The following is a 26,985-nucleotide window of genomic DNA, read 5'->3' as shown; positions in this document are numbered from 1 at the left end:
AAAATCAAAAACTTCTAGAAACATTGATCTATCAGGGTTTCTAGAAGTTTTTTTAGTTATCTATGAATAATTCGGGTGTACAATTCTAGCAGTTGTTTGGTGGATCCTTTTCATAGACTGTGTTAACTCCTGATCCGTCAGAGAAGAAAGGTTTTTCGTCCAGATAGCCATGTAGGAAATAGACTTCTCTGAAGTATCGAGTCCAAAATGATTGGACACCAGGTAACTAGTCATTTCAGCCTCTAGTTCCATTTGAACCATCCCAATACTCTCTCGATATAAATCCGTAAACTTAGGATTATGGAGTGTCGCATGGGCTAGTTCATGGATAGTGGTTCCAATCATTTCTCCAGGTGTATTCCTATTATTCAAGAGAATAATCTGAGAGTCTCGATCGAAGCCTCCCTTGGCATTTCCCAGTATCTGGGCATCATCTTCTACAATGGGCACCCCAATCTTCTTAGAATAGTCACACAGACCTGACAAGACCTCCTTTGTACGCACCTGATCAAGATTAAAATCATAGTGGCGGTTTGGCATGGCCTTCGGATAGGCTTCAGGTTTTAAGGTTGTCTGAGACAGTTCAAATACCTTATAAGTTGTATAGCGAGGATAGCCTGTTTCCGGATCTCTTTGTTGGAACTGACGAACAGGGAGCTTGCCTTCTTTTATTAGGGCTTTTTCTTGCGGAGTAGCCTGGGATAACTTTTTATACTGAGGATTGCCCTTATCATTTTTCAGCTGCCGCCCCTGTTCATCAAGGACTGGAATCATATCAACCATAATCGGACGAAACAGGGTGATTTGAGCCTTCTCTCCTACCTTAACAGACAGATTCCTATAAATCACCTCGTTTACTTCTCCTGTCTTCTTGTTCTTATAGATAGCCTTGGTTCCAATAACATCTTCTGGAGTAATTCCTAGACTTTCACCCATACCTTGCCATTGCTTGTAAGTTGCGACTGCATTAGCACCTGGCCATTGTGCTTGAATCAAAGCAGCATTTCTTGGAGACAGTTGAGGAAAACGGCTCATGAAATCCAGGTATTCTTTTAGAGCTTCTGGATCCCGTGAAAATTCTCGGATCTTCTGGAAGGCCACCTCACTTAATTCTTGAGCAGAGATTTGACTGTAGTCTACCTTTTCTGTTGATAATGGAAGTTCCCCTTCTTCCACAGATACAATTTCAGACTGATTCTCTTCTTTAACCGTCACTTCAGAAGTATCCTGAATACTTTCTTCCTTCTCTTGAGAAACTAAGGTCAATAGTTCTTGGACTGCATCCTTGTCTTCCGCTGTTTTAGGATGAAATTTCCCTGAACTTGGCAATTGTAGCTGCCCATCATCGGTCAATTCCACAGCAACCTTCCGGAGCCCTTTGACAAAGTAAATGGTTGGTTGCTTTTTCCATTGGCTTAATTTACCAGCATCAATCAATTCTTGAACCTTGGGATGAATGGTAACATTGTCCATCTTCTCCTGCATAGCCTTCAATTTAACCAATTCAGCCTTGTAACGCTTAATGGTTTGAGGAGAGTAAGAACCTTCACCCTTATCAGCCTTAGCGATTTCGGCTTCAATCAGAGGGATGTTCTCTACACTAATATCAAGTCCTGTTCCCCTACGGTTTAATCCTTGTTTCTTCCAGCGCTCCTTATCCTCTAAAGACGCTACCTTTTCCTCTTGTTTTTTAATTTCATCTAACAGAGCAAAGACCTTGTCCTCTTTCTGGCCTTGTTTTTTCAAGAAAGATTGACCACCCCGTTTATCATTCATCGGCTGGCCATTTGTTAGCTTCTGATGATCCATAGCGGCATCAATCGCCTCATCTCGCTCCTTTTTCAAGCGTTCTAACTTGGCTCTAGACCGTCTAAGAGCGTAACTCTCTTCCTCTACCAGAGAATCATTTTCAGCAACCGTAACCCTATTTTCCAGTTGATTGAAGATTTCTTCATCCATCTTGGCCAAGGCTTCATAACCTTCCAAACGACGGTAGCCCATCCCTAAAAGCCTTGAAATAGGTTCAATTTCATCCCCGATGTTATAACGAACACCTTCTTTAATCAGTTTCCCTCCAGGAGCATAGACATCAAATTTAATATTGGTGTAAGGGATATAAGCGTCCTGATTTTCTGTTTTATTGGCAATTTCTGCGCTCTCCTTATTCCGCTCATAAAACGCCTTATTTTGTTCATAAAGCACTTCCGCAAAGCTCTGATAGTCTACACGGTCTATCTCGTTAAACGGCAGCTGAGGGCTATCAGGCCAGCGTTCAAACCATTGGATCTGTACATGATAGCTTTCTTCATAGATTCGATCCTGACTCCATTCCCGATAAAAAGCTGATTCTTTATTGACCAAGCCCAATTGATCCGCAGCTTCAACGACAGCCGTAAAATCACCTTCATGAGCATTCGAAAGCTCATAATAACGCTCCCAGGCTGCTTGAAATTTTTCAAGAGGCTCTATTCCTAGATTTCGAAGATCTCCTAGATTGTAGGCAGTATCCAAAACAGGGGTAAATTCTTCAGCTGAAAGAGACACGATCTGTTCCTGGTTCTTATCAACATCAGTAGATTCTTCATACTGCTTATTTTGTAAAATAGACAGCATTTCCTGGCCACCGTCTTTAACGTATTCCTCGTTAATAGAAAGTTGCTCAATGATGCCATCACGATTCCGAAAAACACCAAGAATGATTTTTTCATCAGTGTTATCCAAATCTACTTTAATCTCACCTTTAATTTTCATAAGTGATGCTGGTACTAACTCATCACCAATATCTTTAAACAGCAATAAGAAGTCTTCATCCTTGCTTTTTATTGCCTCAGACAGGTTTAAACGCTTAGCAGTTCTGACTTCTTCTAAGTTATCTAAGACAAATGAGGTTGGATCCAAAATATCCTCTAACATTGGTAATACTTGTAACTTATCCTTCAAGTTATTGCTTACCAACATTTGATTATAGTTTCCATAGCCTTGTGCAAAATCTACTACAAAATCAGAAGCCTGTTTTACAGAATCAATGGGTCTAATTCCTGTTAAGTGTAAAAAATTCTCTTGCTTGAATGACACATCTAGTATATTCATCTCTCCTTTATCAGAATAAAAATAATGAATATGACTACCTGATAGCTCATCCAAATACCATTGAGCTGTTCTTTGAATCGATGGAGAATACTGATTCATTCGCTTCAGATCCTCTGGATTGATAGGGTGATACTTGGATTTTCTTCTTTGTACTGGTTCAAAATTTGTGTTAAAATGTAGGTAAGGATAGGGTGATGTCGGGTGACTGGTAACAGTTTGCTCAAAGGTAGCAGTTTCTGCTACGGGTTTGGTACTGCCTTCAGCCTCGAGTTGTAAAGAACCCTCCCCAACACTGGCCCTATCATCCATAATCTCTTGAGTTTTCTCAGGAGATTTTTCTTTTTGTTCAGCTACCTTAATCTCTTCATCTAAATTTTTCATCACGAACTCATCTTTTTCTAACAAAGCTGATTTATGAGGATTATCTTCTGACAGATAGAAACCAATGGATTCCCAGTCAGATCCAATATCGATTCGCATCTGTCCTGAAATAGATTCCTGATTTGCATCCAAAACTTCAAAATAGGTCTTATAATAGCCCTGGGGACTGAAATGATACTTGCTGTAAAGCTCCCTCGCAAATGTTTCATAAGGAATAATTTCTCCTTCTTGATAGTTGAAGTCATGCTCTGAAAATTCAAATCGGACAAAATAATCCTTGCTTGTTTTCTCTAAGCTATACATGGCTACTACCTCGTCAAATGCCTTATCATAAGTAGTTACCGCCTCATTCCAGGTAGAAGAAACAGCTGTCTTTAGATCTTCTAAGAAGCGTAGTTGTTGCTCAGGCTGCAAGCTCAGCTTATCCAGGTGATCGTAAATCTTCGTCTCATCTATCGGATCCCCATTCAAAGCCAAGAAGCCGCTGACTCCAACCTCAGAAGAATTTTCAAGAGATACTGTGAATAGATCATCCTTATTTGCAATAGTTGGAACTAAACCATGGAAGACTTCTATCTCATCAGAAGAAGCTCCCCTATCATATAATTTGGAATCGTGCTCGAGGTAGAAGGCATTTTTATCAAGAGATACTATATCTTGAATCAACTCGCCTACTTTTTCCTGATGAGCCTGTATCTGATCCTTCACACCATTGAAAACTTCCTGATCCAATTGATAAAGTGTAGGCTGCTCCAACTTCCAATTCAACCGTTCTCCCAAAGACTGATTTTCACGGCCAATTTCATAGTGAATATTGTTTAGGTTGATATTCTCATGAGGATAATTTCCAAGAATACTGAACTCAATCGAAAACTCCTCTTCTGTTCCAGATGCTAGCAGTGATTGATTCACTTCATACAACTTTGTCATGAAATCCTGATAAGGAACCAATCCCCACTCATCGTTGTCAGGATTCAGAGTCAAATAAGTCCCGCCAATTTTTTCTCTAGTAAAATCAGGATGGCTACTATTATTTTGAATGTGAACTGAATAATTCGTGATGGGTGTCAAGGTCAAATCTTTCAATAGACCTGACTTCAAGTCCTCAAACTCCTGTATATCTGATTCCGTAAAGGTTCCCATTTTGACCATGGTTTCTACAGGGTAAACCCAGCCATCTTCCGAAAGCAATGACCACATATTTTTATTATCAGAAACCCATATCAACGACTGATCCCTATTATCGTATCCTTGAGACCCCTGATAGTTATCGTGTTTTCCTAGGTAGACAACACCTTTTTTAAGAAAAACAGAATAGTCCTGATAGATGGAATATCTAGCTGAATCCATCTTGATTACTTCTGGAGCTAGCACTTGACCAGCCTTTTGATTCACTTCAAAGGCTTTTTCTTGTGTTTTAGAAGCAGCAAGCCCTTCCTCTCGAATATCATCTACTACCCGAAGAGGCTGTTCCTCAATTCGTGCCCGTAACAAATCCAAGTCAGAACGGCTTAATACAAGATCACCCTCTTGTTCATCCAGGTAATGATAAAAAGCATTCCGAGTCGTCACAAATCCGTACTTATAGTCTCTAATTTCTGCTTCAATTAAAGGATATTCCAGCATCCGCTCAATAGACTGTGACAGACTATCAAGGGTTTGCGCACCGTAGTAATGACCAAAATGATCACCTGAGAGACTCTCAATTTGCCTATTCGTATTGTAAGCGGCTATCGCCAATTCGCCAATAAAGCGAGTTGAAATGTCCACACTTAATGCAGGCTGATGCGGTTTTAGGGCTTGATAGAGTGAATCTTGTTCTACCGTCCCTTTCTCCTTATAAAGGTTTACAGTTTCATCATCAATAGAGGCTAAGATTGGCCGAAGGGGAGCCAGGATCTCAAATCGTTTATCATTGACATACTTAGTCGGATAGCTATTGCCAAGCTTTTTAAAAACATCATACAGGTAAACATCTGTATCAAAACTAATCATCAGTTCTCCTGACTTGATCCGTTTTTCAAGCCGCTTAACAAGCTGCTCGTTTTCTTGTTTAACCTCTTCATAGGTTTTCACCTGAGAAATAGGCGGCTCTTGCTGCTCCCCCAGCTTGTATTTCTCCATAATTTTTTCAGCTGCTTGGTTGTAATGCTCAAGTACCTCCTCCCAAATTTCAGGTAGTTGATCCTCCAATTTAGTGAGAAACTCAACCGACCTTTGTTCTGAAAAATCTTGCTCAGCTAGATACTCTCGAATCCCGTCTCTATCGAGTACAGAACCATCAAGAGAAAGATAACCCGTTGCTCCATCGTTAGCGGATTCCTCGACATACAAGGGCACCCCATCGACTTGATAGCGTTGATTTTCCAGAAGACTATGAAAATCCTCCAAGATAGCACCATCTGCTCCAAGATCGAGGAGTTCTTCATCCTGCCATAAATAGTAGGCTGAATCCTCTTGGGTGATTGATGCAATATAGGCATCGACTTCGCTTTGAATATCAACATCTTGAAACAAGTCACCTTGTTTAGAAGACTGCTTTTTGAGAACATCATTCCAATCAGACTTCAACTGTCCCTCCTCCAAAATCGGCGGTAAATCAACGCTGACAGACACACCTTTCCTCTCTAAGGAACCAATAAAATTTCTTCCCGCCTCATCATTATCAACTGCTAAAGTAATTTTGTCCTGGTTTTTACCGTCCGCAAAATACCCCCTTGCTAGGGCTGCATCCAAGGCTTTTTCAAGCTCCTTTTTAGTCCAATGCAATGGACGGCCAGACAATTCTGCTTCAAGCTGCGCTATATGATAGGAGATGGTTGATTCTTTCAGTCCATTCATCGATACCAAACGAACATCAGCTAGATCTTCTCTCTTTAATTGATAATAAGACATGAGATCGATAGGAGACTCTGCAAAAACTAAACGCTGAGGCTGCCCAATATCGACATGAAAGCCTGTTAGCGAATCCGAATTTTTCAGAATCACCTTGGCATAGCCATGTTTACTCCATTTATCCCAGTTTTCCTCAATTCCTTGCAAAGAAGCTCCTACTAGCTCTTTAGAAGAAGATAGAGACTTGAACACAATAACAGGCTCCGGAAGTGACTGGCCACCCAAGCGTTTCGTAGGCTCATCCCAGAAAGCATCTAGTTTCGCATTCGCTTGAGAAAGCACCCCTTGCTTGAGGAAAAAATCAATCGTCTCATCAGAAATACCCCGTTGTTCTTTTAGAAATTGCCGTCCCTCGATCAAAGGTTTCTCATAAGATTCTAAATAATAATGAAATGCTTCTTGTCGAGACTCAGTTAATTGAAAATCTTTAAATTGTCTATCATTCAAAAAGTCTATAGCCTGGTTAAAATTGACTTTCTTCATACTCTCGACAAGGGCAATAACATCCCCTCCTTCACCTTCCCTTGAAAACCAATTCCATAGGTTCTTGTCAGGATTAATGACTAATGAATCATGTTCCTTCCAACGATAATCCTTACCTGAACGAAAGAGTTCCATGCCCAGGTCACGAGCTACATCCAAAATCGAACGAGAACGAGCATATTCAATTCGTTCTCTTCTTGATTTTCCTTGATGATTCATCTCTAATCCTCCTAAAATCTTTCAAACAACGGAACATAGCCTTCAGGTTTTGAGTCCTTAACCATATCTTCTGGCAACTCAACTAAGTCCCCAACTGCAAATTGAAAATACTGTTCGGGATTTTCTTTAAAATCAAGCATCAACTCAAGCTTTGAATTGGCACCAAGACCACCAAAGGTCACGTTCTTTCCAACTGGATCCAGATCCAACACCAACCATTCCTCTTGAAAATCAAACTCGTCTAAAGAGACTCCTGGAAATAATAAGCCCATTTGACTACTCCTTTCACTTTTTATAGTTAGTCTAAGTAATCATTAAAAAATCTCTTGTAAAGGGCTATCTGACTGAAAAAATTAGAGTAAAAACAAAACAAAAAAGCCGCCCCCCACTGGAGACGACTAGCCTTCGAAAATTATAGGAAAAGTTGACGTTTTTTTGATAAAAAGGCAAATCATTAACAGTGTATGTATGATGTTAACGATTCAGAAAATTTGCCAATCGCTCAAAATACCAGTTGCAGCAAAAAAACCGCCTCAAGCAAGAGACGGCTGCTGTTAGAAAATCAATGGAACCTTTCCATTAAATTTTTAACCATTGTACCATATTTCTAAGGCTATCAGAGAAGTTGTTCCTTCTCTTCCTGCTCCTGTTCGTATCTTTCCTGATCATCGCCCCTCTCTCTTTCCACCAGGGCTCTTCTATTAGCCCTCTGAGCACTATTCAAGGAACGAGATAAGGTATTCAGAAATTGTGGATTAAACTGCGCTTTCCCCTTGGATTGCAGAAGGTTCTCTTTTTTTAATACTTTTTGTGCTTCCATCCGCTTAGAAACAACGGCCAATAATTGATTATCCTGATCCCTATTGGCTGATAGGCTAGCATAGAGACTTTTCAACTCTTGAAAAGCCTTAGCATTTTCGATTTTCAGTTCTCGATTGTCGATTCCTGCTGCTATTTTGCGATTGCGAACCTGGATCCTATTTTTCAGCTGAAAAATAGAGATCTGAGTTTGTAAATCGTTTAAATACTCCTTCTTAGAAATCGATTTTCCTTGTAGCAACAATAAGATTCCTTCATCCTTGAGTCCCTGGGCATAGTCCATCTCTTCTCTCAGCCGTCTAATTGGGAGCTGGATTACTCCTGCCTCCGCCTTATCAATAGACAAAGTCACACTATCCTGAAATTTAGCCGATAACCTCTCTTTCAAAGTCCTATCTTCTGGACTTAATTTATAGTTAGGAATCAACTGGAGGTTGACTAATTTCAATTCCTCTTGTAACTGCTGCTGTTTAAAGATTACAAAAGGCTTATCGGTGTCCAAGGCCTCCACTTGACTCAATAATTTCTGCTGCGTCAAGAGCTGACCTCTTCGCTCCTCTAAACTAGATAGTTTAAGAGCATAGCGGAAGATCCCCAGCTCCTGGACTTCTTTGGGACTAGGATCTGGCTTCTTTTTGGCCGCATCCACCAGTGCTTTTAATTCATCTCTTGAAAAAATGGACAAATCTTTCAATCCTAGCTGCTTTTGAGCGATATTTTCCTCCATTTGTCCAATATCATAGACAGCTTCCTCTACAAAGCTAGCCTCTCCAAGACCATTCCCGTACTTATCGTAAGTAGCGTAGATTGGTTTGATAATCTGGAAAGGCTGCTCCCCAGATTTTAACTGATACCCCAGCTTATCCCAGTCCTTAGCCGGCCGAACGATTCTAGCAGCTGGGTACTGCTTCAAAATTCGTTCTTGATTCTTTTGAGAGAATGTTGAAAGATTACTCTGTGCCCACTGCTCTTGAATACGAGGGGCTTCCTGGCGAAAAGTCGCTAGAATCTTATTGGCCAAGCGTTCCCTAAGTTCATACTCCCTAGCAGCCAGCAACTTTTCCAACTGATAACCCTTGGATAATTCCTGAGAACGAATAAGGTTCCCATCAATCTGCCGCAGCTTCTCATAAGGTTTATTTTCATCTGCTGAATAGACGTTGTGATAGATCTGTAAAAATTGCCTAGTCTCATCTAGGAATTCCTGATAAAGTTCCTTACCATCATGCTTCAAATAAGAATCTAGGTAGCGATCAATAAAGAACTTACTCACCGCAAAATCTCTCGCATTAGATCCATATCTCCACTTTTTCGATAAGGGAAGATGATTATAGGCCTGTTCCAAAAAATTTTTTTCAGTTGCCGTCCGAACTTGATTATTACGGAAAACTTGATCAAGAAGCTGACTTTTTAGATTGACCAGTACCTGCTCTTTTCGAATAATATTGGATCTCGTGTTTTCATGCAGCAAGCCATGAAAGACTTCACTTTTCAAACGATCCATTGTTTTTTGCGAGAAATTCCCCTTATACTCCATTCGTCCACGTGGACGGTAGAAAATCTGTTCCCGATTTGATTCAACCTCCGATAAGCCAAAGTGAACATGAATGTTATCGGTGTTGAGATGGATATTCGCCCACCAAAAAGCAGAATCAGACAAGCCCTCTCTTTCAATCATTTTAGGAAGTGCTTCCCGCACAACAGCTTTAATAGCTTGTTGATCCACTTGGCCAGTCGCAAGATCATAGAGTCCCTCCTGAGCCAGAAACTGATTATCAAATGAAATGACTCCCTGCCAAAGGAGAGAGCCATTTTGATAAGCCTGATTCAATTTTTCTTTTAATTCACTAACCTTGCTTCGTTGCAAATGATTAGCATCTTGCGTAAAGATTGCCGTAACTTCTTCTGTTTGTTTACCTGTCGCATAAGAGCGATTCATGTATCCAATGTAATCTTCAAAATTGAATTGTATCTCAGGAACATCTTGCTTTATTTTGGTTATCTCACTCTCCGTTAAAGACTCCATTTCCTGCATACGATTTTCCAATTCAAGTTCATTAGTTAGCTGAACAGCTTCATCTCGATTTGTGTAGTCGACATAGCTAGCAGTTGGTTCTGTGTATTGCAGCATAAACGTAATAGCTGGACTAGATGATTTACTCATTTTTCTCCCTTTCATCAGAATAAGCCTTCTTTTCTTAATCTGGCATAATCTTTTAATAATGGTTGCAATTCCTCAGATTCAACCTTAAATTCACTAAGCCATACCCCTGATTGAGAAATATGTAAATCCTTTTTATCAACAATAAATTGCATGGGAATTAATAAAATATTTGGATTTTCTAATTCTAAACCACTTTCTCGTTCCAAGAAAGCAACTATAAAATCCTGACTCCCTTTTGTCCGAATATGCCAATAGTAAGTGTTCCCATTTTTCTTTTTATGCAAGGAACTGTATTTTACATCAACCGTTAGACCTTCAAACCAAAAATCATAGATAGGATTATTTTTCTCAAAAAACTTATTAGCATCTGTTGCAGATGGAACATACTTCTGAAAAAGCTCTTCAGCCATACCACCAAGTCTAGCTGTTCTAGAACCATAATTAATTTTATCCTGAATTTTCAAACAACCACTCTGAATCAGTTTTAGATGAGCTACATGAGTAGGTAAGCCCGACTGTCTAACAGATTCATGAAAATCACCTGTCTCTAAGTATATTTCAATAATATCTTTCATTTCTCCCTCCTCAATGAGAATATTTCATTGTCTTGCCTCTTGCCCTATCTTCTTTTATGATTTCTTTAATTCTGGCCATAAGTTCATGTTGTAGCGGATCCATTCTCGAATGAACAGACTCTAAATTTTGGACATCAAACTCTTCACCTTTGGTAATCGCATGAAAATTGGTTAACTCTAAATAGAGCAACTGGTCTAGCTGTTGGTGTAGCAATTTCAAATCACTATCCATTTGATTTTGGGAACCAGCAAAATTTTTTTCCAACTGAGACAGTCGTTCAAAATAATTTTGCCTGCCATCATTTTCTAGAAACAATTTATAGAATGTATCAATCAACATCACCAAGGCTGCAGAATTAATTTTTTGTTGGCGAGGTAAGGCAGAAGAATCTACCAAATACTCTTTAATCTGCTCCAGTTTTTCATTCGTTTCTTGATTAAAATAAATATTGATTCGTTTTGACATACTAGTTCCTCCTTGATTCTCGGAATGATCCTGTCAAATGATATATTTCATATCCCATTTGAACATTCCAAATATAGACATCAAAAGAAAGCGAATCATCTTCAATACTTTGTGCTTCTAGTCGAATTCCCCTCGGCAACAATTCAACATTTTTAAAAATAGGAGTTACACGGTAGCGAACATGATTCCCGGTTTCTTGGATATAATCTACCACTAATTTCTCATAGACTTGCGCTTCCTTGTTCAAAGCATTTGTAGCCGTAACGAGATTCTTTTTATTTCCAGGTTCACCTCCAAGCGCAGCTCCTAATAACTGAGAAGGAACATAGATTTGTTCATTAATTTTTTTCCAACCAGCTGGAAAAATCAAAGTATCACCTCGATCTTTTTTCAGAGAGAATGATTCCTTTCCCAACATGGCATTTACAATTCCTGCTCGATCCAACCAATCCAAATCTGAATAATGAATCCAAGTTCCTTTTTCTAAACTCAGTTCCTGTGCAGTGAAGTTTGCCTGATTGTTTACCTCAGACACCAAAGCATATTCATCAAAATCTTTAAACCGTAACTCTCGATTTTGTAGCCGAATCAACTCAGTCAGAGCTTGATTTTTTTCTTCAGTTGAATCGACAATATTTAATTGGCTGGCTAAATCATGTTGCGTAAAAACTTCTTTTAGATACGTAAAATTACCCGGCTGTATCAATAGAATCAACAAGAACAAAACACTGACCACTAACAATTTATTTTTCTTCATGAATTATCCTCCCTTCATTTCGTTCAACGCCAAGTGCCTCCACATCATCTACAAATTCTAACCAGGAAACTGTCAATTCCTCTACTACATCCTGTTTCACATTTAAAGCTGTGAGAGAAATTTCTTGCCTCACCAGCATTTCTAAAATCTCATTTTGTTGGGACTTAATCTCTGCCAACAATTCCGCAAATTGATTTTGATAAAGATTCAATCCATCATTCACGGCAATGTTTTGAACCTGCGCCAACATAAATTCATTAAAACTTGGATAGTTATATTTTGTAGAAATCTCTCGTAACTGTTCCAAGGTACCAGATGATATATTCCGAATTTTAATTTCCCTGGTCATGATTTTCTACCTCACCCTCATATTCCAACCAGCGAGAAATACGCTGACCATAATCATTCATTTTTGCATCTAAGTCTGTCAAAATTTTATCTTGCTTTTGTAGCTGTGAGAGCATATGATCCGAAGCCAACTTCATATTTTCTAAATGTGATAAATACAAACTTTGAGCTCCATTAAAATATCCATACTCAATTTTCTCACGACACATGGCTACGAGAAATTCATTGAAAGATTTAAATTTTTTCTGTTCTGCCATAGATTTTAAATACTCAACTTCATGATTACTTAATCCCCGAATCTTAATTTCTGTTTGATTCTTTTTCATATCAGTCACTCCTATCTTTAAACTCTCGGACAATGAAACAAAATTTATCCCATTTTTAAACACACTGAGACACACACAAATACATAATAGGAATTTCTAGCCCAAACTAGTGAAAAGAGCATAAGGGAAACTGTCCCCACATACCGTGGGGAGTTGATAGTATCAACGTTTCCCGTGTCCCCAAATTCTCTCGGCTTCGCCTACTGAAACACACACCCATAACACACTCAAACACACTAGTGTGTGCAATAACACACTCGGATAACACACTGAAACACACTTATTATCTGTGTCTAAAAGCGTCCTTATTGTGGAAATTCACCTGAAAAATTCTCCGTTTCTGATTCATTTCTCTTCTCCAAACGCTGTTTCTTTTCCTCTTCTTTTAAGACAGCAAGTTCCAATTTTAAATCCTCCAAAACAGAATCATAAGTCTGTTCTTTGTTCTTTTTCTTTTGAATTTTAAAATAATTTTTCCCAATTTCTCTTTGAATAGTTTCTTCTGCAATCCTTTTTTCTTCTTCCAAAACTGCAACTTGTTTTAGTGCTTTTTCTAACTTCAATTCAATTTTTTTCAAACCTTTTTTTGCCATTTGTTGGCCTCCTTTTCTGTGATTAGTTTAGTATAAGAGATAATCAAAATTTTCATTTTAAAGGGACAGCTCATGGATAAATCCATGCCCCCTTCTTCATATTATCCCTCCAATAATTAATTAAAATCGTCTAGCAATTCTTTCTCATTTCATCTCTACCGTCTCAATTGGACTTGAAAATTCAAAGGTTCCATTCTCGACATCTCGTTGTTTCTTAGCCAAAGTTTCCAATTTCAAATGGATTTTTTCAATGTTCTCAGAAGCGACTTTGATGGATTGATTTTTGGATTCAATGTTACTATCCAGCAATAAAATCCCTCGTCTGTTTTCCTCTAAATCCTCACCTGTAAGGTACTTGGATTCATAAGAAAGACTTTCTTTCCGAGATTCATCATCTTCAATCGAAGATTGTAATTGTTTGATCGATTTTTTAATTTTAGCTTCCTGTCCCTGTTGAAATTCTCGCTCTCTTTTGATCTCCTGAAGTGTAAATTCTTCCCGAGAGACAACTTTTATTATTTTCGCTTTTAGTTCTGAATTTTGAGGCGTTACATAAAATTGAACGACTTTATCTTCATCAGAATTTTTCTGTAAGACTCGTACTTCTTCATCAGACGAAGAAATTTCAATATCAACTAGGTTAGTAGAAACGGTATTATTGGTCACATCAATCGCAAAAGCTCCAAAATTTTTAGAAACATCTCGAATAATAACCGAGATTTTATTATCTAAAATTGGCACCACATCCATGGTTGTTTTGGAAGATTTCTGTTGAGCATAGAGGTTCCATTTTAAACGTTTTGGATCGATGCCTCTAGCAATTGGTGACGTAGAATCCCTGGTTTCAAATTGCAAAACAATGACTCCTGTTTTCGGTGAATATTCCTGGCTGACCAGCTTAATCTCACCTGTCCCATTTCTAAATATATGCTTTGTCTTCAACTGTTCTTCCGTAAACGTTTGTCTTTGAGGAGACAACATAGCTCCCATTAGAAGACTGATCCAAACCGAAAACATGGTCAAAAAAATGAATATCTTTCGCTTGATAACATTTGTCTCCATCCAGTTTCTGATCCATTTAAACGGTATTAAAATAGGGTTAGAAGTAATTTTCCCAGCCCATTCTTGTAATAAATCTTTCATAAATGACATGTCCTTTCTAGGGTAATAACTGTTAAAATAAAGATAATAATTTATCATTGAGGGGTATAAATTTATGAGTTTTCCATTTGCTTATAGTCTTGAGTTAGAAACTGATTTAACCGCTGAGAAAGCCCATGATTATTCTTGCAATCAGATTTTAACTGATGCTAAAAATTTTCAATGTGGTGAAAATTGTTCCTTCAAATTAACCTTAGCGAACTTCAATAAGCCAGACTATACAAAAACGCCTTATTTTACTCCTGGAGAACGTAACCAGATACATGATTCAAATTGCCAACGTATGATTGATCATTATCAGAAAAGAGAACAAGAGGAAGGAGCAAAAAATTACGGAAGCTTTTCTCGTGAGAAAAATAAAATCATTATAGATCTAAATCTTGTTAAAGGGACTCTAGCTAATATCGCTAATCCTAAACAACTGAATAAAAATACTCAATCATCTAAAACAAGTAGCACTGGAATTATACCTCGGTCATCCAACTCATCTTCTAACATTGATAAAACCTTTCGGAGCCATGTAAAACAACTCAGTGCCCTTGTCCACTATTTTTTAGAATATCAATCTGGAGAAAAATACACTTTTTACAACAAGAGTAGGCAAGAAATTCAACTGAAAAGACACTTTGTTAATCTAGCAGAAGTCGACCAAAGAGGAATCAACTTAGAGGACGTTCATATCTATTACGACACTGCTACAGTAAAATATTTTGATAACAAGCTTCAGCCTGAAAATAGCTATTTTCTAGTTAAATTTAATAGTAAATGTACGATAGATGGCGTTACTAATTATCCATCTATTACGATCAACAAGAGCCTCGCCGACCATCATGGAGTCAAGGGAAAACTCAAAACTCTGGAAAAAGCAGCAAAAGACAAACAGTCTATTAAATTATTTTACTTTGGTAAGTTTCGTAAACACAGCACCAATAAGTACATCAATCCCGATGTAGGTTATGAAGAGATTTTAGATTACTTAGTCATCAGCTAATATTTCAAAATCCATCAATTCTTGATAAGTAAACTCAATAATTTTATAGGAACCAATAAAGCCAAAATCTTCTTGGAAATGAGTTTCAACAGTTTGCTTTGCCTCTTCATAACTAGAAAAAACTCTTGTCCCGCTAATTTCATCTGACCAAGCTACTTCCCCTCTTTTTTGCGGAACTAACCAGACACTTTTTCCAATATTAATTTGAATCAGCACAGCATAATATTTTTGCTTCATTTTTTTAATCCTCCTAAATACAGTTCATCTTTTCTGGAACAAGCTCCAGTGTTAACCATAAAGCTTCACTTTCTGAAATATGAGTTAGTTGCCCACCTTCATCATTGAATCGATGCAAGGTAAAAATTCCATCAGGGAATCTCCCTAAAACAACCATATTTTCATGTGTCCTTACCCTCCACAACTCATCTTCAAATTGAAAAGCAGTTTCAGCCCACTTACTGAGCTTCATTTTTCGAGTCATTTAAAGCCTCCTGAATAGCTGCCTTGTCAGCCTTAATATTTCCCTTCCTATCCTCAGCAGCATAATCAAATAATTTCACTTTACCACCTCGAACCTGCACAATAGTAGCAGCTCTTTCTACCTTGTATTTTTGAACCAGGGACTGCCCATCTTCTGTATCAACATTGATATAAAATGTCGGAATATCACTGTCCCTTGCTGCCTCTATAATGGCCTGTTTTCCTGCTTTACAATAAGGACAAGTCCGCTTATAAAAAACCAGATTCACATCCTCATTTTCAACAACATCCACATAAACTTCTTGAGTCAAATGTTGATTGTAATCCCTAACATAGTGCTTTTCCAGTAGAGAAACCAGGCCAACACCCGCTAAACTAAGAAGCAGAACCACAATGAATCCAGCTAAAAGCATTTTCCAAAATTGGAACACAGTCAATAAAAATTTCATACTTATTTTTCCTCCTCCAAATAATCAAAAATAGTTCCTTGGACGTATCTTGCTGTAGCTAGCCGTTCCATTTCTTTCTTCAACTTCTGAAATTCATTCGTCATCTGTCGATACATCAAAGGATCAAATTGGCTTTTTTCTAAGACATGCACAATCGGCAACATGGGGAACCCATCTTTAGCCTCTCGCTGCAAATAATCCTTGACCATCTTCTGACTTTCAATCACCCCATCAATACGAATTAAGGCAGGAATACTTGTTATATTCCCATCATTTTGATAAAAAGTAAGGGCAATATCTCCAGTAACTATCTCCTCAAAATTCGCATGGTCTTCAGGTATTTTAAAAAAATGAGCAAAGGCTTCTTGACCAACTGCAATCAAATAATAGCCTCGAATAACTTTAAACGCTTTAGATTCCAATACAACCCCTCCTAACAAACTTTCAATAATTTAAACGGTGCTTGATAGACATCTGGATTGACGAGTTTGTTCGTCCTGTGAGCAGGAACTGGTTTTTGATGCCTCAGCTGTAGATACTGATAGGCCAATCCCAACGTGTCAAAAACAAGAATGTGATTGTCTTCATTACAAAGATAATCTCCCATCTCAAAACTAAAAATCACATATTTAACTTTTGCCTTCCTCAAAATAAAATTATCTCCTTCCACTCAGTTCTTGAATCCCACATCACAAATCGCTCACAATAGCCCTCTGACACTCCTAAGTTTCTTCTAAATATAAACCCACCTACATAGTCTTAAAAAAGCCTCTCAGGAGCCCCTAGAGACTCAGGAAGACGGTCACGAGGAATATATTGGCCTTGCGACAAATCTATCTTTGAATAAAATTCTGGTTGGCTCATTTTGACATAGTCACTTCTTTTCCAACCTCGCCGCAGCTGCCTATAAGAAATAGATACACGGGATTCAATCTCTTTAAAATTAAATCCTAGCTCCAGGTAGGTACGCACAATCGCATCTAAATGATCGTTTGACTCATAGACAATCCGTCTTTGAAAATTAACCTTCTGATCATGGCTATGAAGGGCTTTTTGATAAGCAATAAATAGAAGTCTCATCTCCTCGATTTTTTGGATCCACATGGCATTATAGGGCTTTCCTGAATACTTATTAACCAGGCTGTTTGCCGGATCCATAAATTTCATCTGGATATAATCAAACTCCCCTAGATCATTAAAGGGATCGATAAATCCAATAGGCTCACTAGCAACCAGTTGATTGTATAAATCATCTAGATCTATTCCCATCATCTTTCCTCCTAATCTCTTCATCCCTATCTAGTTCTATACGGCAGGTATCTGCATTAAAGATTGAAAGAAGCCTTTAAATTGGCTTTAAAAGCTCGAAAATCTGCTTCTCTTACTTTCAAGGGTTCTGCTTCATCCCCATCTACAACAAAAAAGTAGGGAAGGATCATCTGAAATTCTTGATAATTCATTTCTTGAATCCTATAAAACACAACACGACTGACAAATTCAGTCTCCCGATAAGCAGCCTCTTCTTCAGACTCGTAGATAATCAAACCCAACCGGATCCAATCCGCAGGCTTTATCAAGTTCAATAATTCTTCTCTAAATCCGACTTTCACATCACTCATACTCATAAATATCCCTACTACTCCCTCACGATTACAAAGAAAAAGAGAGGGCGAACCCTCTCATAGCTGCTATTCAGAATCTTTTTTACGTTTACCAATTGCGCCAAGACCCAATAAACCACTAACAATACCCATTAATCCTAGTCCAGACGCTGCTGTACCAGTATTTGGAAGAGTTTTAACAGACTCTTCTTTAGCTGGAGCAACAGGAGTTGCTGGTTTTTCAGGTTGAGCTGGAGTGACTGGTTTTTCAGGTTCTGGTGTCACTGTACGAACAACCTCAGATTTAACTGGATTTCCATTCACATAGAGTGTGTACTCATTCTTAACTTCACCAGAAGCAATCCGTTTCACAACAAGGAATACATCTGCTCCAAATTCGCTATCACGAGGAATTTGTTTCAAGAAGTCTTCTTTGAATGCAAGCTCGTAAAGACCGGTTTCTTCGTTATACTGAACTTCTGTATACTTAGATAAGTCAGAACCTTTTTCAAGAACAGTTCCATCAGCTAGCTTAATATCAACCTTAGCAACTACAGAATCACGCAAGAACATATCATGGCTATGTTGCAATTGATCGACAAACTTGTACTCATACAAGTCATAGCCACGGTTGCTTGGAACTACCCATCCTTCGAGACGGTAAGTAGCTTCTTCTCCCAAGCCAACTGTTCCGTTATTGATAGATTTACCATCTTGCTTATCAAGAACATCCTTGTGAACTTCCATTTTTGGAAGGTTATTGACTACGATATTTGAATAGTAGCCGTTACCGAAATCAATTTGGTAAGTACCATTGGTAATGTCACCTTCTTTGAAAGTGTCCTTGATCTTGAATGAAAGGTTGTAGGTAATATCTAAACCTTTTTGAACATATGCCTTGTAGAAGTCTTGCGGATTTTTAGGAACCCACATGTAGAACTCGCCAACTGGAGAAATGCCAGATTCTTTGACAATCGCTTGGAGTTTTTCATCTAAGGTATCTTGAGAAAGTACATGGTACATCTCAAGCAACTGACTGACATCATCGCCATTCGCAGCCTTAATAGACTGAACCTTCATGGATTTACCATCAAGAGCTTCATCTAGATAATCTTCAATATAGAGATTAGATTTAAGGATCGAATCTTTAGAAGCTTCAATTCCCTTGTACTGATCAAAGTTTTGAGTCAAGACGTAGTTCAATTCAGAATTTGGAAGGACGGATTGACCATTGATTGATTTTCTTGTTGCTGGATCAATCACATCCTTCTTAGGTTGGATCACATTATCATCTGGAGTTGGTGTGGCAGGTTTTGGAGTCACCCGTTTGTAAACATAAGTAATCTCTGTAGTTCCTTCTACAACCTTACCATCTTCATTTCCAAGCGTTTTTTCAGGAACGAGGACATACTCAATACCATCTTCTGTTGTAATGGTAGGTGGTTTATTATCCTTAGTATCATATGGTGTTTCAACATCAGATAATGGTGTATCTTCGACATCGTTCTTGATGGTTTGACCATCTTCATTGATATAGTGGACAATGACATTTCCTTTGTTTGGTGTTTCATCTACAAGCTTGTAGAAATAATCAACATAGATTGTGCCATTTACAACCTTACCTGTTTCTGAACCGACGACTTTTGGTGTCAAGACATAGGTTTTACCATCATAACCAATTTTTTCTTGTTTTTGATCTTTAGTATCGTAACCAGAGCCAACTTTGCCATCTTCTACATCAATTTGATCAGGAGAAATTTTGACATTGGTTCCTTCTTCAAAGTAGCGTACAACAACGTTTCCGTTATAGGTTCGGTAATCAGAACCTGGAGTGTAGATAACTGGAGTATTTGAAACAACCTTGTATTCTCCCTTAGGAGTGTTCACAAGTGTTGTGAAGGTATTTTGATAAGTTCCACCATCGTTTTGAGGAGAACCTACAAAGTAAGCAACCGGGACATTCACTGCTTGAGCTCGATTGGCATTCAAGACCCCAAGAGTGAGATCAGTCGCAACAAATTGAAGTTTGCCTTCATCATCCATTGTCACAACCCAAGCACCAGCATTTTTCTCTTTTGTTGCATCCATATCAACCAAGAAATGAGCAGGAGCTGGATCATTCATAACGTAAGATGTCACCATCTCACGTCCTGCTTGAAGAGAAGCATTTTTCAATTCCCAAACAGCAGTCGATCCTTTAGGTACAAGCTTACCATCCACGGATACACCGTCCTCATTCACAACCGCCTTAACGTTGGCTGGAGTTTGTTTGACGAGAACTGGATGCACCTCAACCTTGATCATCTCTACATCTGGAACTGGTACGTGTGGTTTAAGAGTTGGCTCTTTTGGTGTGAAAGTTACGACAACTGGTGTCACATATTCTGGTTCTGCCACTGCTGGCACTTCTTTTTCTGGCTCAACCGTCACATTTTCCAAACTTGGCTCTTGTGGCTTGTTAGGTATATCAGACGCATGATAAGTCAAGGTCGCAAAGAGTGAAGAAGGGGCAGAAAAAATCCAGCTAGGCTCTGTTTTTAAAAACATTAATTCAGAGGAAGTTTGACCATCTGCTAGAATAATCTCCTTCTCTAAGGCAAAGCTCTTACCAATCGTTTCTAAACCGATTGATGAAAGCCCATCAAAGTTACGAGTATAAAGAACATTTCCTTCTAGATCTTTGTAAGAAGCACTGATATTCCGATCCACTGCTGTCGTAGGTCGGATAAGATCCAGCTGCCAAGAATTTAGGCTAACTCCTGTAATCTTAGCAATAGCTTGTTTTGTAGCTTCATCATAGCTCACCGTATAATTTAATTTACCCGTAACCTTAGTATTGGCAAAAGTTCCATCTGTATCAGACTGAGGCTCACTAATCACAAAGTTACCTTCTGAGTCAACTGTCACCACATCAGATGTTCGCTGTCCAAAACTATCCAAAGTCTCTGAAACACCATAACCATCAAATTGAATGTTATTTGCCTCAGACTTACCACGATCAGCCAATGCTTTCTCATAAGCAGCTAGCTGACGATCATATTCTGCTTTTTTCTGTGCATTTGTCGCACTAGCGGACTCCTGAGCCAATTTATTCCGCTCTGCAATTGTCTTGTTTTCATCCTTGATTTTTTGAGCATTAGCGAGTTGAGCTTCATAGTCTGCTTTCAACTTATCATTCTGAGCCTGAGCTTCTGCTTGTTTTTGAGCATTTTCAGCATCTACAGCCTTTTGGCCAGCTTCATTTTCTTGAGCTACCCGTTCAGTCTCAGCTTTATTTTCCGCATCAATCTTTACATTTTCAGCCTTAGCCTGCTCAATAGCTTGGGTATTTGCTTCTTTCTTAGCGGTTGCTTCTTCTACAGACTTTGTTTGACTAGCAAGGTCTGCGTTCGCTTTTTCCAAGCTATCATGGGTTACCTCAGCACCGTTTGAAACTTCTACACCTGCTTCTTTGGCAGTCTCAACAGCTGAATTAAGCTCCTGAGAAGTCACTTCAGATACTAGAGCACCTGTCTGAGTTCCAGCCTGTCCAGCCATATCCACATTGGCTTGTGGTACTTCTGGTTGAGCTTCTACAAGATTGGTTGCTGGATTATTAGTTGTTACAACTGCAACTGGTTCAGTCGCTGTAGATACTGAAACTTCGTCAGCCGAAACTTGACTCGTACCTCCAAAAGCCATAGCTCCTGCTAGGGCGATACCACAAACCAAACCATAAGCTTTTGATTTACGGAAAAATCCGTGTCCTTTTGTTGTGTTTGAATGCATTTTAATCTCCTTTAAAAAATTCTTCTAGCCTTTTTACGACGTGCCTAGGTCAGATAGACAATTTAAATAGTTTTTGATTTTTTTCTTTTCAGCTGAACAAGCCCTAAAATACTCATCATGCCAAGTCCTGCCATTCCCAAATTAGAAGCTGTTTCACCTGTTGAAGGAAGCGCTTCATCATTGGAACTTTCTTTTACTTGATGCTCACCTGCCATCAATTTAGTTGAAACATTTACTAGAGAACTTGGAGCATCCTTACTAGATTTACCGTTGACATAGGATGTAACTTTACCTGTTTCATCAATGACAGGAACTACCTGACCACCAGACGATACAATACTTTGATAGTCCATCAGCAATTGTTCTGCCTGTTTCTCTTCAAGCATAGCTCGATAGCCTGTCATTAAAGCCTGATACTTGCTTTCTGCTTCAAACATTGCAGATTTCATAGGCTCTAATTCACTTTTTGCTTGTTCCAAAGCCTGATTCTTTTGTTCCAAATCCAACTTAATAGCACTTAGTTTTTCTTTAGCCTTAGCTAAGTTTTCAGATGACTGCTCTAGTCCCGATAAGTTCGCTTCTTTCTGAATGAGATCTTGCTTAGCTTGAACCAATGCTTGTTCCGCTTGAGCCACTGATTTTTCAGCCTCTGTTAAGACAGATTGAAGATTTGCCAACTTAGCTTGACTAGCAATCAAGTCTGCTTTTGCATCTTCCAAACTTGCTTCTTTCAAAGCTAGATCAGACTGGGCTTTTTGGAGTTCAGTATCTTTTTCGTCTAACTCTTGACCTGCTAGACGAACAGCTTCCTGAGTTTTAACAAGATTCTCTTTAGCCATATTTAACTCAAGAGTCGCCTGACGAAGGTCTTCCTCTGCTCTAGGTACTCGTTTTGAGCCTGCTAGGTAAGTAACAACTTCCTGCTTAGCTTCTGTTAGCTGACGATTAGCAGATTGAACAGCTTTTGTAGCTTGAATTTTTTGAGCTTCCAAATCCGCCATCTTCTGAGTTGTAATTTTGAAGAATGGTGCTCCCAATGCTCGATCATCTCGATCTTGACTTTGTTCTGCCCATAAACTAGCAACAGGATACCAGCCAATATTGGATCGATTATAAGGATCGTAAATGTAGGTTTTCCCGTTAGAATAGCCTTTCATGACAACTTCATGGCTATATCCGCCTCCCCAAGGAGAGAATTTATTGTTTTGAACAGCTCCAACAACATGATGCCCTGCTTGAAGCGCTTCTACAATTGCTGATTGGCTAGCTAGCTGAGTTGGAACAAAACCAAAGTGCTCTGATGCAGAAACAATTCCATGAGCACTTGTTCCTGAAAAACTCTTATTAAAGTATTCCGTATTGTTATACAGATAGTCCGCAACCTGTTTGGGAGTAATCCCTCGACGATCTAACTCTGTAAAGACCATAGCTAGAACTGCTGGAACACATCCAGTTGCTGCAAAGCTACCGTTTCCATAGTAAGCAGCCCAAATAGCATCTCGTTGGTTATAGTAGGCGTGATCCTCAAAGCTTGTTGAAACAGCTTCTTTCGCCATTCCCACCAGAATTTTATTAAGTAAAAATTCTGCTTGTTGCACTTCCGAAGCTCTTTGTGAGAAGTTTTCTTGTGCTTGTGCACTCTTTTCTTCCAACAAAGCATCCGCCTTCTGGGCTTGATCTAAAGCTGTTTTAGCCTCAATAACCTTAGCTGTCTTATTAGCCACTTCTTCTTGTGACTTCATCAGCTCTACTTGTGTTGAAGGTTTATCAATAGCTTGCTTGGCTGACTCAACAACCTCTTGGGCTTGGTAGGCTTCTTTTTCGGCATCCATCACTTTGGAATGATGATTCTTAACTAAATCTTCTTGAGAAAGAACAGCTTGACGAGCAGATTCTGCTTTTTCTTGTTCTTTCACAACTACTTCTTCTGCACTGACTACATCCTGCCTCGCATTTGTGACAGCCTCCTGAGCTTGTGCAATCGTTTCAGGATTGGCTTGATCCGCAAGCTTTTGTGATTCTGTAACTGCTAAACTTGCTTCAACGACCGCTAACTGCGCTTGATCCTTAGTACTTTGCATTTCATTAACAAGTGCCTCTTGTGCAACTACAGCTTGATTTGCCTGATCAAAACCAGCTTTAGCATCATCGACTTGTGCTTGTGTTATCTCAGCTTGAGCAGGCGTTTCAACATTAACTACTCCTGTTTTTGTAGATGCTGGAACAGCCTCCTCAGCCTGCACAACACCCGTTGCCGTAACAGATGCCGTTGCGACTGCTAAACCTGCCATTAATTTATAATTCATAATCTCTCCTTCCAGATTGCCTTAAATAGTATCAAAACAACTTCTACACGCTGGTGCTCTCACACTCACCATCTTTAATCCTCCAAATCTGCATTGATTCGTAACAACGAAATAACTAAAGCCATCAAGAAAGAAAAAGCAATTAGTCCAAAAGTAAATACTAAAATTAAAACCATTAAACCATCACCTACGTTACTTTCTATTCAATCTGTTTCTCTTCCTCTAAGCGAGAAATTCTCCCAGAAACAAGACAACAACAATAAGCAAATCCTATATTCAAACTAAGAAAAACTAAGATAGAGCTTATTAAAATCCATTTCATAAAATCTCTCCTCTACTCCTCTATTCGTACTAATTGACTCAAATAAGCATCAAAAATCAGCTACTCAGTATCCAAGATTGTATTTTTAGGATAGAAGAAAATGCGTAAAAAACTGAGAAAACAAATTTTTGACACTTATTTCAATCAACAATTTATTAGCTCTAGCTTGCTCAAAGCAGTATCTATATAGGACGACTAGGAAGAAACACAAAACTAGTTCAAGCTTTTCTTAGATACTGATTTCAACAAGCTAGGCCGAAATAACCTAGCTTATCGAACTATTTCTTTTTCTTTAACAAGATTGAACTGATAGGTGCTAAAGCTGTACCAATGAGACCCATGACTGACGAAGCTGTCCCTGTTGAAGGTAACTCTTCTCTCTGCTGATCAGAATTAGATTTATCTGCCGTCTCTTTTTCCCGAACCTTTACAGACGATGAATACTTAGATTCAGTTGAAAGGTAGCGATTTGTTGTCTTAGGTTCTGAAGCATCCACTTGTTGTTCAAATTCAGTAGATGTATTAGGCGTAATAGTTACAGAGTTTATCACCCCATTTGAACTTGACGATTGATTTGATTGAGTCGGACGTGACATAGTTTCTCCACTAGTTTCAGGAATTTGGTTTGTATCAATCCCTGTTGAATTTTCTGATGCACCTGGATTCTCTGTCTGTTCGTTTGAAGAATTGTTACTGTCCGTATTCTCAGATGGCTGTTGTGGTTGCTCAATCTCTACAGGTGTATCTGGCGAGACTGGCACAACTGGTGTTACTGGAGTTTCAGGTTCTGGCTTGACCTCCGGTTCAGTTGGAAGAATTACTTCTCCTGGCACTTCTTGTGTAACAGGTGCAGATGGATCTACAACTTCTGTTGGAGTAGTCGGTGTAACCTCTTCTGTTACTTCTGCCAATGCAACTGAAGTTGGTAGGGTTAAAATTGTAGCCGCAGCAACGGCTAAAGCAGTTTTATTCATTTCCTTTTTCCTTTCTGGTAAAACCTTTGCCAGTCAATATTAGCTGGCCATGATTTCTTTTTGCGACAAGAACGTTATGACGGGTGATGGTTTGAATCCGAGGATAGAGATCCTTATAGTCTATCCTCAACTTCAAATCACGAATTTCACCCTGGACATAACCCTTAATATTTTCAATGGCAACATCTTTTCTTAAAGAGACCTGACTAGAGTTTTCAAGGGTAGCAATAGCCCCTCCCTCAAGTCCGAGTTGCCTCAGATCTCTCATTCTTACAATTTCTGTATTTTTAGCATTCATGAACATCTCCTTCAAAAAATGCAAAGCGAACCTCACGCTGTGCTGGAAGAGCAAGCTCTTCACGGTATTTTCTACGCACGGTTTATAGTCTAGTAACCGCAAACTCCTTCACCCTACAAACCAGTAATGGCCTGTGGCTTAACGTTACTGTACCCAGCTCTAGATATATTTTCTAGTTCTCACCGCCCCCATTTTTCTTTTATGCTTAGGTACGCTGTATCAGGACAGTGGTTGGCTATTCAATTGTCAAGGATCTCGGCAGTTTAATGACTTACCCAGGTCAATTTAAGTACCATAATGAGCTTCTGCCATACGGTGAGCTTGTAGTTTCTGTTCCAAACGATGCTCCTCAATCAGATTTTCGATTGATTTCACTAGATAAGCATAAGGAGAATCTGTGGCAGGAATCATTTTAATAAGGCCAATCATTTCGTCACTGGAAATGTAACCTGTCTCCAAAAATTCCCCAAGTTTCATTTTCTGCCTATGTGTCAGATGATAAGCAGAGTGCCAAGGCTGATGATTAAAATATTCCTGCTCTATCAAATTTAAAATCGAATAGAACTCATACCTAACGTAAGAGGTAGATTTCATCTCAGCTCCAGGAGACGAACCTGATTCGTCAGAATCAGAGATCGTCTTTCTAGAACTACATATCTCTTTATTCTCAGTATCACTAATATCAGTATCATTAGAGTCGGAATTTCCGACCTCTTGAAGTCGATTTTTCCGACCTCCGGAAGTCGGAAATTCCGACTTCCGCTCAGGACAAGGGTTTTGAGCATCTTTCTCTAATTGTTTTGTAGGGTCAACCATTCCAAGATAGAGTTTGTTTGGCTTATTCAAACCCTGGCGTTCTTCTTCTAAGAGGCCATACTCTCGCAACTCTTTTTTAAGAGCCATAACTTTATCTCGTCCATATCCACTTAATTCCACTAATTCCTCAATTGTAAAAATAAAGTAAATATTTCCTTCATCATCTACCCAATTGTTCTGTAAAGATAATTCAAATCGATCTGACAAAAAGCTGTAAAATACTTTAGCCTCTAGTTTCATCGGCTTGTAATAATCAACTTCAAATAACGCCTTCGGTAGACGATAGAAACGGCCATGAGTTGCAACTTCACTAGCAGAAATTCTGTTCATCTTCAAACCTTTCTAAGTCCGATTTGTCCTTGACCCATTGATACAATCAATCCAAATGAGACCAGCTCATCCCAAGCTTTTTCAGCCTCTTTTTTAGACAAACCTGTCGATTCTGTAAATTCTTGGATCAATCGCTGTTTCATAGAATTTTGACAAATTCCAACATTTATGCTTCTCATAGTAAAAATCTCCTTGAAAAACCAAAAAAAGAACGCCATTACAGCGTTCTCTAGTCACTCTATAAATTTTTTAACTTCTCAAAATTCCAAATGCTTACGGAATCCCTGAAAACTGACAATATAGAATAAAGACAATCTTCCTTCCTCCCCTCCTTAGAGGGGAGGGATTTTTAGATAGAGTGGACAGCAGGAGT

At 38.8% G+C, this 26,985-nt stretch carries 23 protein-coding genes; 1 reads left to right on the top strand and 22 read right to left on the bottom strand.

Annotated elements, in window-relative coordinates; all coding sequences use genetic code 11:
• Window positions 1-60 precede the first annotated feature (60 nt).
• The 10 genes from N4310_RS01080 to N4310_RS01035 all read right to left on the bottom strand — a co-directional run bounded on the left by N4310_RS01080 (window position 61) and on the right by N4310_RS01035 (window position 14,259).
• Window positions 61-7,068 carry a PBECR4 domain-containing protein gene (locus tag N4310_RS01080; protein ID WP_262091751.1) on the bottom strand — a complete coding sequence of 2,336 codons (7,008 nt, stop codon included), beginning with the start codon at window positions 7,066-7,068 and terminating at the stop codon, window positions 61-63.
• Window positions 7,069-7,079: 11 nt separating this feature from the next.
• Window positions 7,080-7,340 (bottom strand): hypothetical protein, encoded by a 261-nt coding sequence (locus N4310_RS01075; RefSeq protein ID WP_160332199.1) that lies wholly within the window; start codon window positions 7,338-7,340, stop codon window positions 7,080-7,082.
• Window positions 7,341-7,684: 344 nt separating this feature from the next.
• Entirely contained in the window at window positions 7,685-10,051 is a 2,367-nt protein-coding gene (gene mobP2, locus N4310_RS01070; RefSeq protein ID WP_262091750.1) for a MobP2 family relaxase, read from the bottom strand.
• Between the two features lie 14 nt (window positions 10,052-10,065).
• Entirely contained in the window at window positions 10,066-10,626 is a 561-nt protein-coding gene (locus tag N4310_RS01065) for a hypothetical protein (protein WP_262091749.1), read from the bottom strand.
• A 10-nt stretch (window positions 10,627-10,636) separates the two neighbouring features.
• Window positions 10,637-11,092 (bottom strand): hypothetical protein, encoded by a 456-nt coding sequence (locus tag N4310_RS01060; protein ID WP_262091748.1) that lies wholly within the window; start codon window positions 11,090-11,092, stop codon window positions 10,637-10,639.
• 1 nt (window position 11,093) lies between these two features.
• On the bottom strand, window positions 11,094-11,849 hold the full coding sequence (locus N4310_RS01055) for a DNA/RNA non-specific endonuclease (RefSeq protein ID WP_262091747.1): 756 nt from the start codon (window positions 11,847-11,849) through the stop codon (window positions 11,094-11,096).
• Window positions 11,836-12,198: a hypothetical protein gene (locus N4310_RS01050; RefSeq protein ID WP_160332194.1), complete on the bottom strand. Its 363-nt coding sequence runs from the start codon at window positions 12,196-12,198 to the stop codon at window positions 11,836-11,838. Before N4310_RS01050 ends, N4310_RS01055 begins: the two co-directional genes overlap by 14 nt.
• Window positions 12,182-12,523, bottom strand: coding sequence for a hypothetical protein (locus N4310_RS01045; RefSeq protein WP_160332193.1), 342 nt, complete (start codon window positions 12,521-12,523; stop codon window positions 12,182-12,184). Before N4310_RS01045 ends, N4310_RS01050 begins: the two co-directional genes overlap by 17 nt.
• Window positions 12,524-12,828: 305 nt before the next feature.
• The gene (locus N4310_RS01040) at window positions 12,829-13,116 is read right to left on the bottom strand and encodes a hypothetical protein (RefSeq protein WP_262091746.1); all 288 of its coding nucleotides are present in this window, start codon (window positions 13,114-13,116) and stop codon (window positions 12,829-12,831) included.
• 144 nt (window positions 13,117-13,260) lie between these two features.
• Window positions 13,261-14,259 carry a hypothetical protein gene (locus tag N4310_RS01035; protein ID WP_262091745.1) on the bottom strand — a complete coding sequence of 333 codons (999 nt, stop codon included), beginning with the start codon at window positions 14,257-14,259 and terminating at the stop codon, window positions 13,261-13,263.
• 73 nt (window positions 14,260-14,332) lie between these two features.
• Here N4310_RS01035 and N4310_RS01030 point away from each other — a divergent pair, with 73 nt between their 5' ends.
• Entirely contained in the window at window positions 14,333-15,268 is a 936-nt protein-coding gene (locus tag N4310_RS01030; RefSeq protein ID WP_262091744.1) for a hypothetical protein, read from the top strand.
• On the opposite strand, the gene N4310_RS01025 is transcribed toward N4310_RS01030, so the two are convergent.
• The 12 genes from N4310_RS01025 to N4310_RS00970 form a co-directional block, all read right to left on the bottom strand.
• Window positions 15,254-15,505: a hypothetical protein gene (locus N4310_RS01025; RefSeq protein ID WP_262091743.1), complete on the bottom strand. Its 252-nt coding sequence runs from the start codon at window positions 15,503-15,505 to the stop codon at window positions 15,254-15,256. The genes N4310_RS01030 and N4310_RS01025 overlap by 15 nt on opposite strands.
• A 13-nt stretch (window positions 15,506-15,518) precedes the next feature.
• Window positions 15,519-15,749 (bottom strand): hypothetical protein, encoded by a 231-nt coding sequence (locus N4310_RS01020; RefSeq protein WP_262091742.1) that lies wholly within the window; start codon window positions 15,747-15,749, stop codon window positions 15,519-15,521.
• On the bottom strand, window positions 15,724-16,197 hold the full coding sequence (locus N4310_RS01015) for a thioredoxin domain-containing protein (RefSeq protein ID WP_262091741.1): 474 nt from the start codon (window positions 16,195-16,197) through the stop codon (window positions 15,724-15,726). Before N4310_RS01015 ends, N4310_RS01020 begins: the two co-directional genes overlap by 26 nt.
• Before the next feature lie 2 nt (window positions 16,198-16,199).
• Window positions 16,200-16,619: a hypothetical protein gene (locus N4310_RS01010; protein WP_262091740.1), complete on the bottom strand. Its 420-nt coding sequence runs from the start codon at window positions 16,617-16,619 to the stop codon at window positions 16,200-16,202.
• A 337-nt stretch (window positions 16,620-16,956) separates the two neighbouring features.
• Window positions 16,957-17,469, bottom strand: a complete 513-nt coding sequence (locus N4310_RS01005) for a modification methylase Sau96I (protein ID WP_276552621.1) — start codon at window positions 17,467-17,469, stop codon at window positions 16,957-16,959.
• Between the two features lie 53 nt (window positions 17,470-17,522).
• Window positions 17,523-17,822: a hypothetical protein gene (locus N4310_RS01000; protein ID WP_262091739.1), complete on the bottom strand. Its 300-nt coding sequence runs from the start codon at window positions 17,820-17,822 to the stop codon at window positions 17,523-17,525.
• A gap of 63 nt (window positions 17,823-17,885) precedes the next feature.
• Window positions 17,886-21,566 carry an SspB-related isopeptide-forming adhesin gene (locus tag N4310_RS00995; protein ID WP_262091738.1) on the bottom strand — a complete coding sequence of 1,227 codons (3,681 nt, stop codon included), beginning with the start codon at window positions 21,564-21,566 and terminating at the stop codon, window positions 17,886-17,888.
• Between the two features lie 62 nt (window positions 21,567-21,628).
• Window positions 21,629-23,872, bottom strand: a complete 2,244-nt coding sequence (locus N4310_RS00990; RefSeq protein ID WP_262091737.1) for a C39 family peptidase — start codon at window positions 23,870-23,872, stop codon at window positions 21,629-21,631.
• Between the two features lie 600 nt (window positions 23,873-24,472).
• Window positions 24,473-25,168 (bottom strand): LPXTG cell wall anchor domain-containing protein, encoded by a 696-nt coding sequence (locus tag N4310_RS00985; protein WP_262091736.1) that lies wholly within the window; start codon window positions 25,166-25,168, stop codon window positions 24,473-24,475.
• Window positions 25,161-25,466, bottom strand: coding sequence for a hypothetical protein (locus N4310_RS00980; protein ID WP_262091735.1), 306 nt, complete (start codon window positions 25,464-25,466; stop codon window positions 25,161-25,163). The genes N4310_RS00985 and N4310_RS00980 overlap by 8 nt, the downstream gene beginning before the upstream one ends.
• 285 nt (window positions 25,467-25,751) lie before the next feature.
• On the bottom strand, window positions 25,752-26,612 hold the full coding sequence (locus tag N4310_RS00975) for a replication initiator protein A (RefSeq protein WP_262091734.1): 861 nt from the start codon (window positions 26,610-26,612) through the stop codon (window positions 25,752-25,754).
• Between the two features lie 2 nt (window positions 26,613-26,614).
• Window positions 26,615-26,791 (bottom strand): hypothetical protein, encoded by a 177-nt coding sequence (locus N4310_RS00970; RefSeq protein ID WP_262091733.1) that lies wholly within the window; start codon window positions 26,789-26,791, stop codon window positions 26,615-26,617.
• Window positions 26,792-26,985 lie beyond the last annotated feature (194 nt).

It is taken from the genome of Streptococcus danieliae, assembly GCF_025447695.1.
Taxonomy (GTDB): domain Bacteria; phylum Bacillota; class Bacilli; order Lactobacillales; family Streptococcaceae; genus Streptococcus; species Streptococcus danieliae.
Note: the sequence above shows the minus strand (reverse complement) of the source record. Positions and strands in the feature narration are given on the sequence as shown.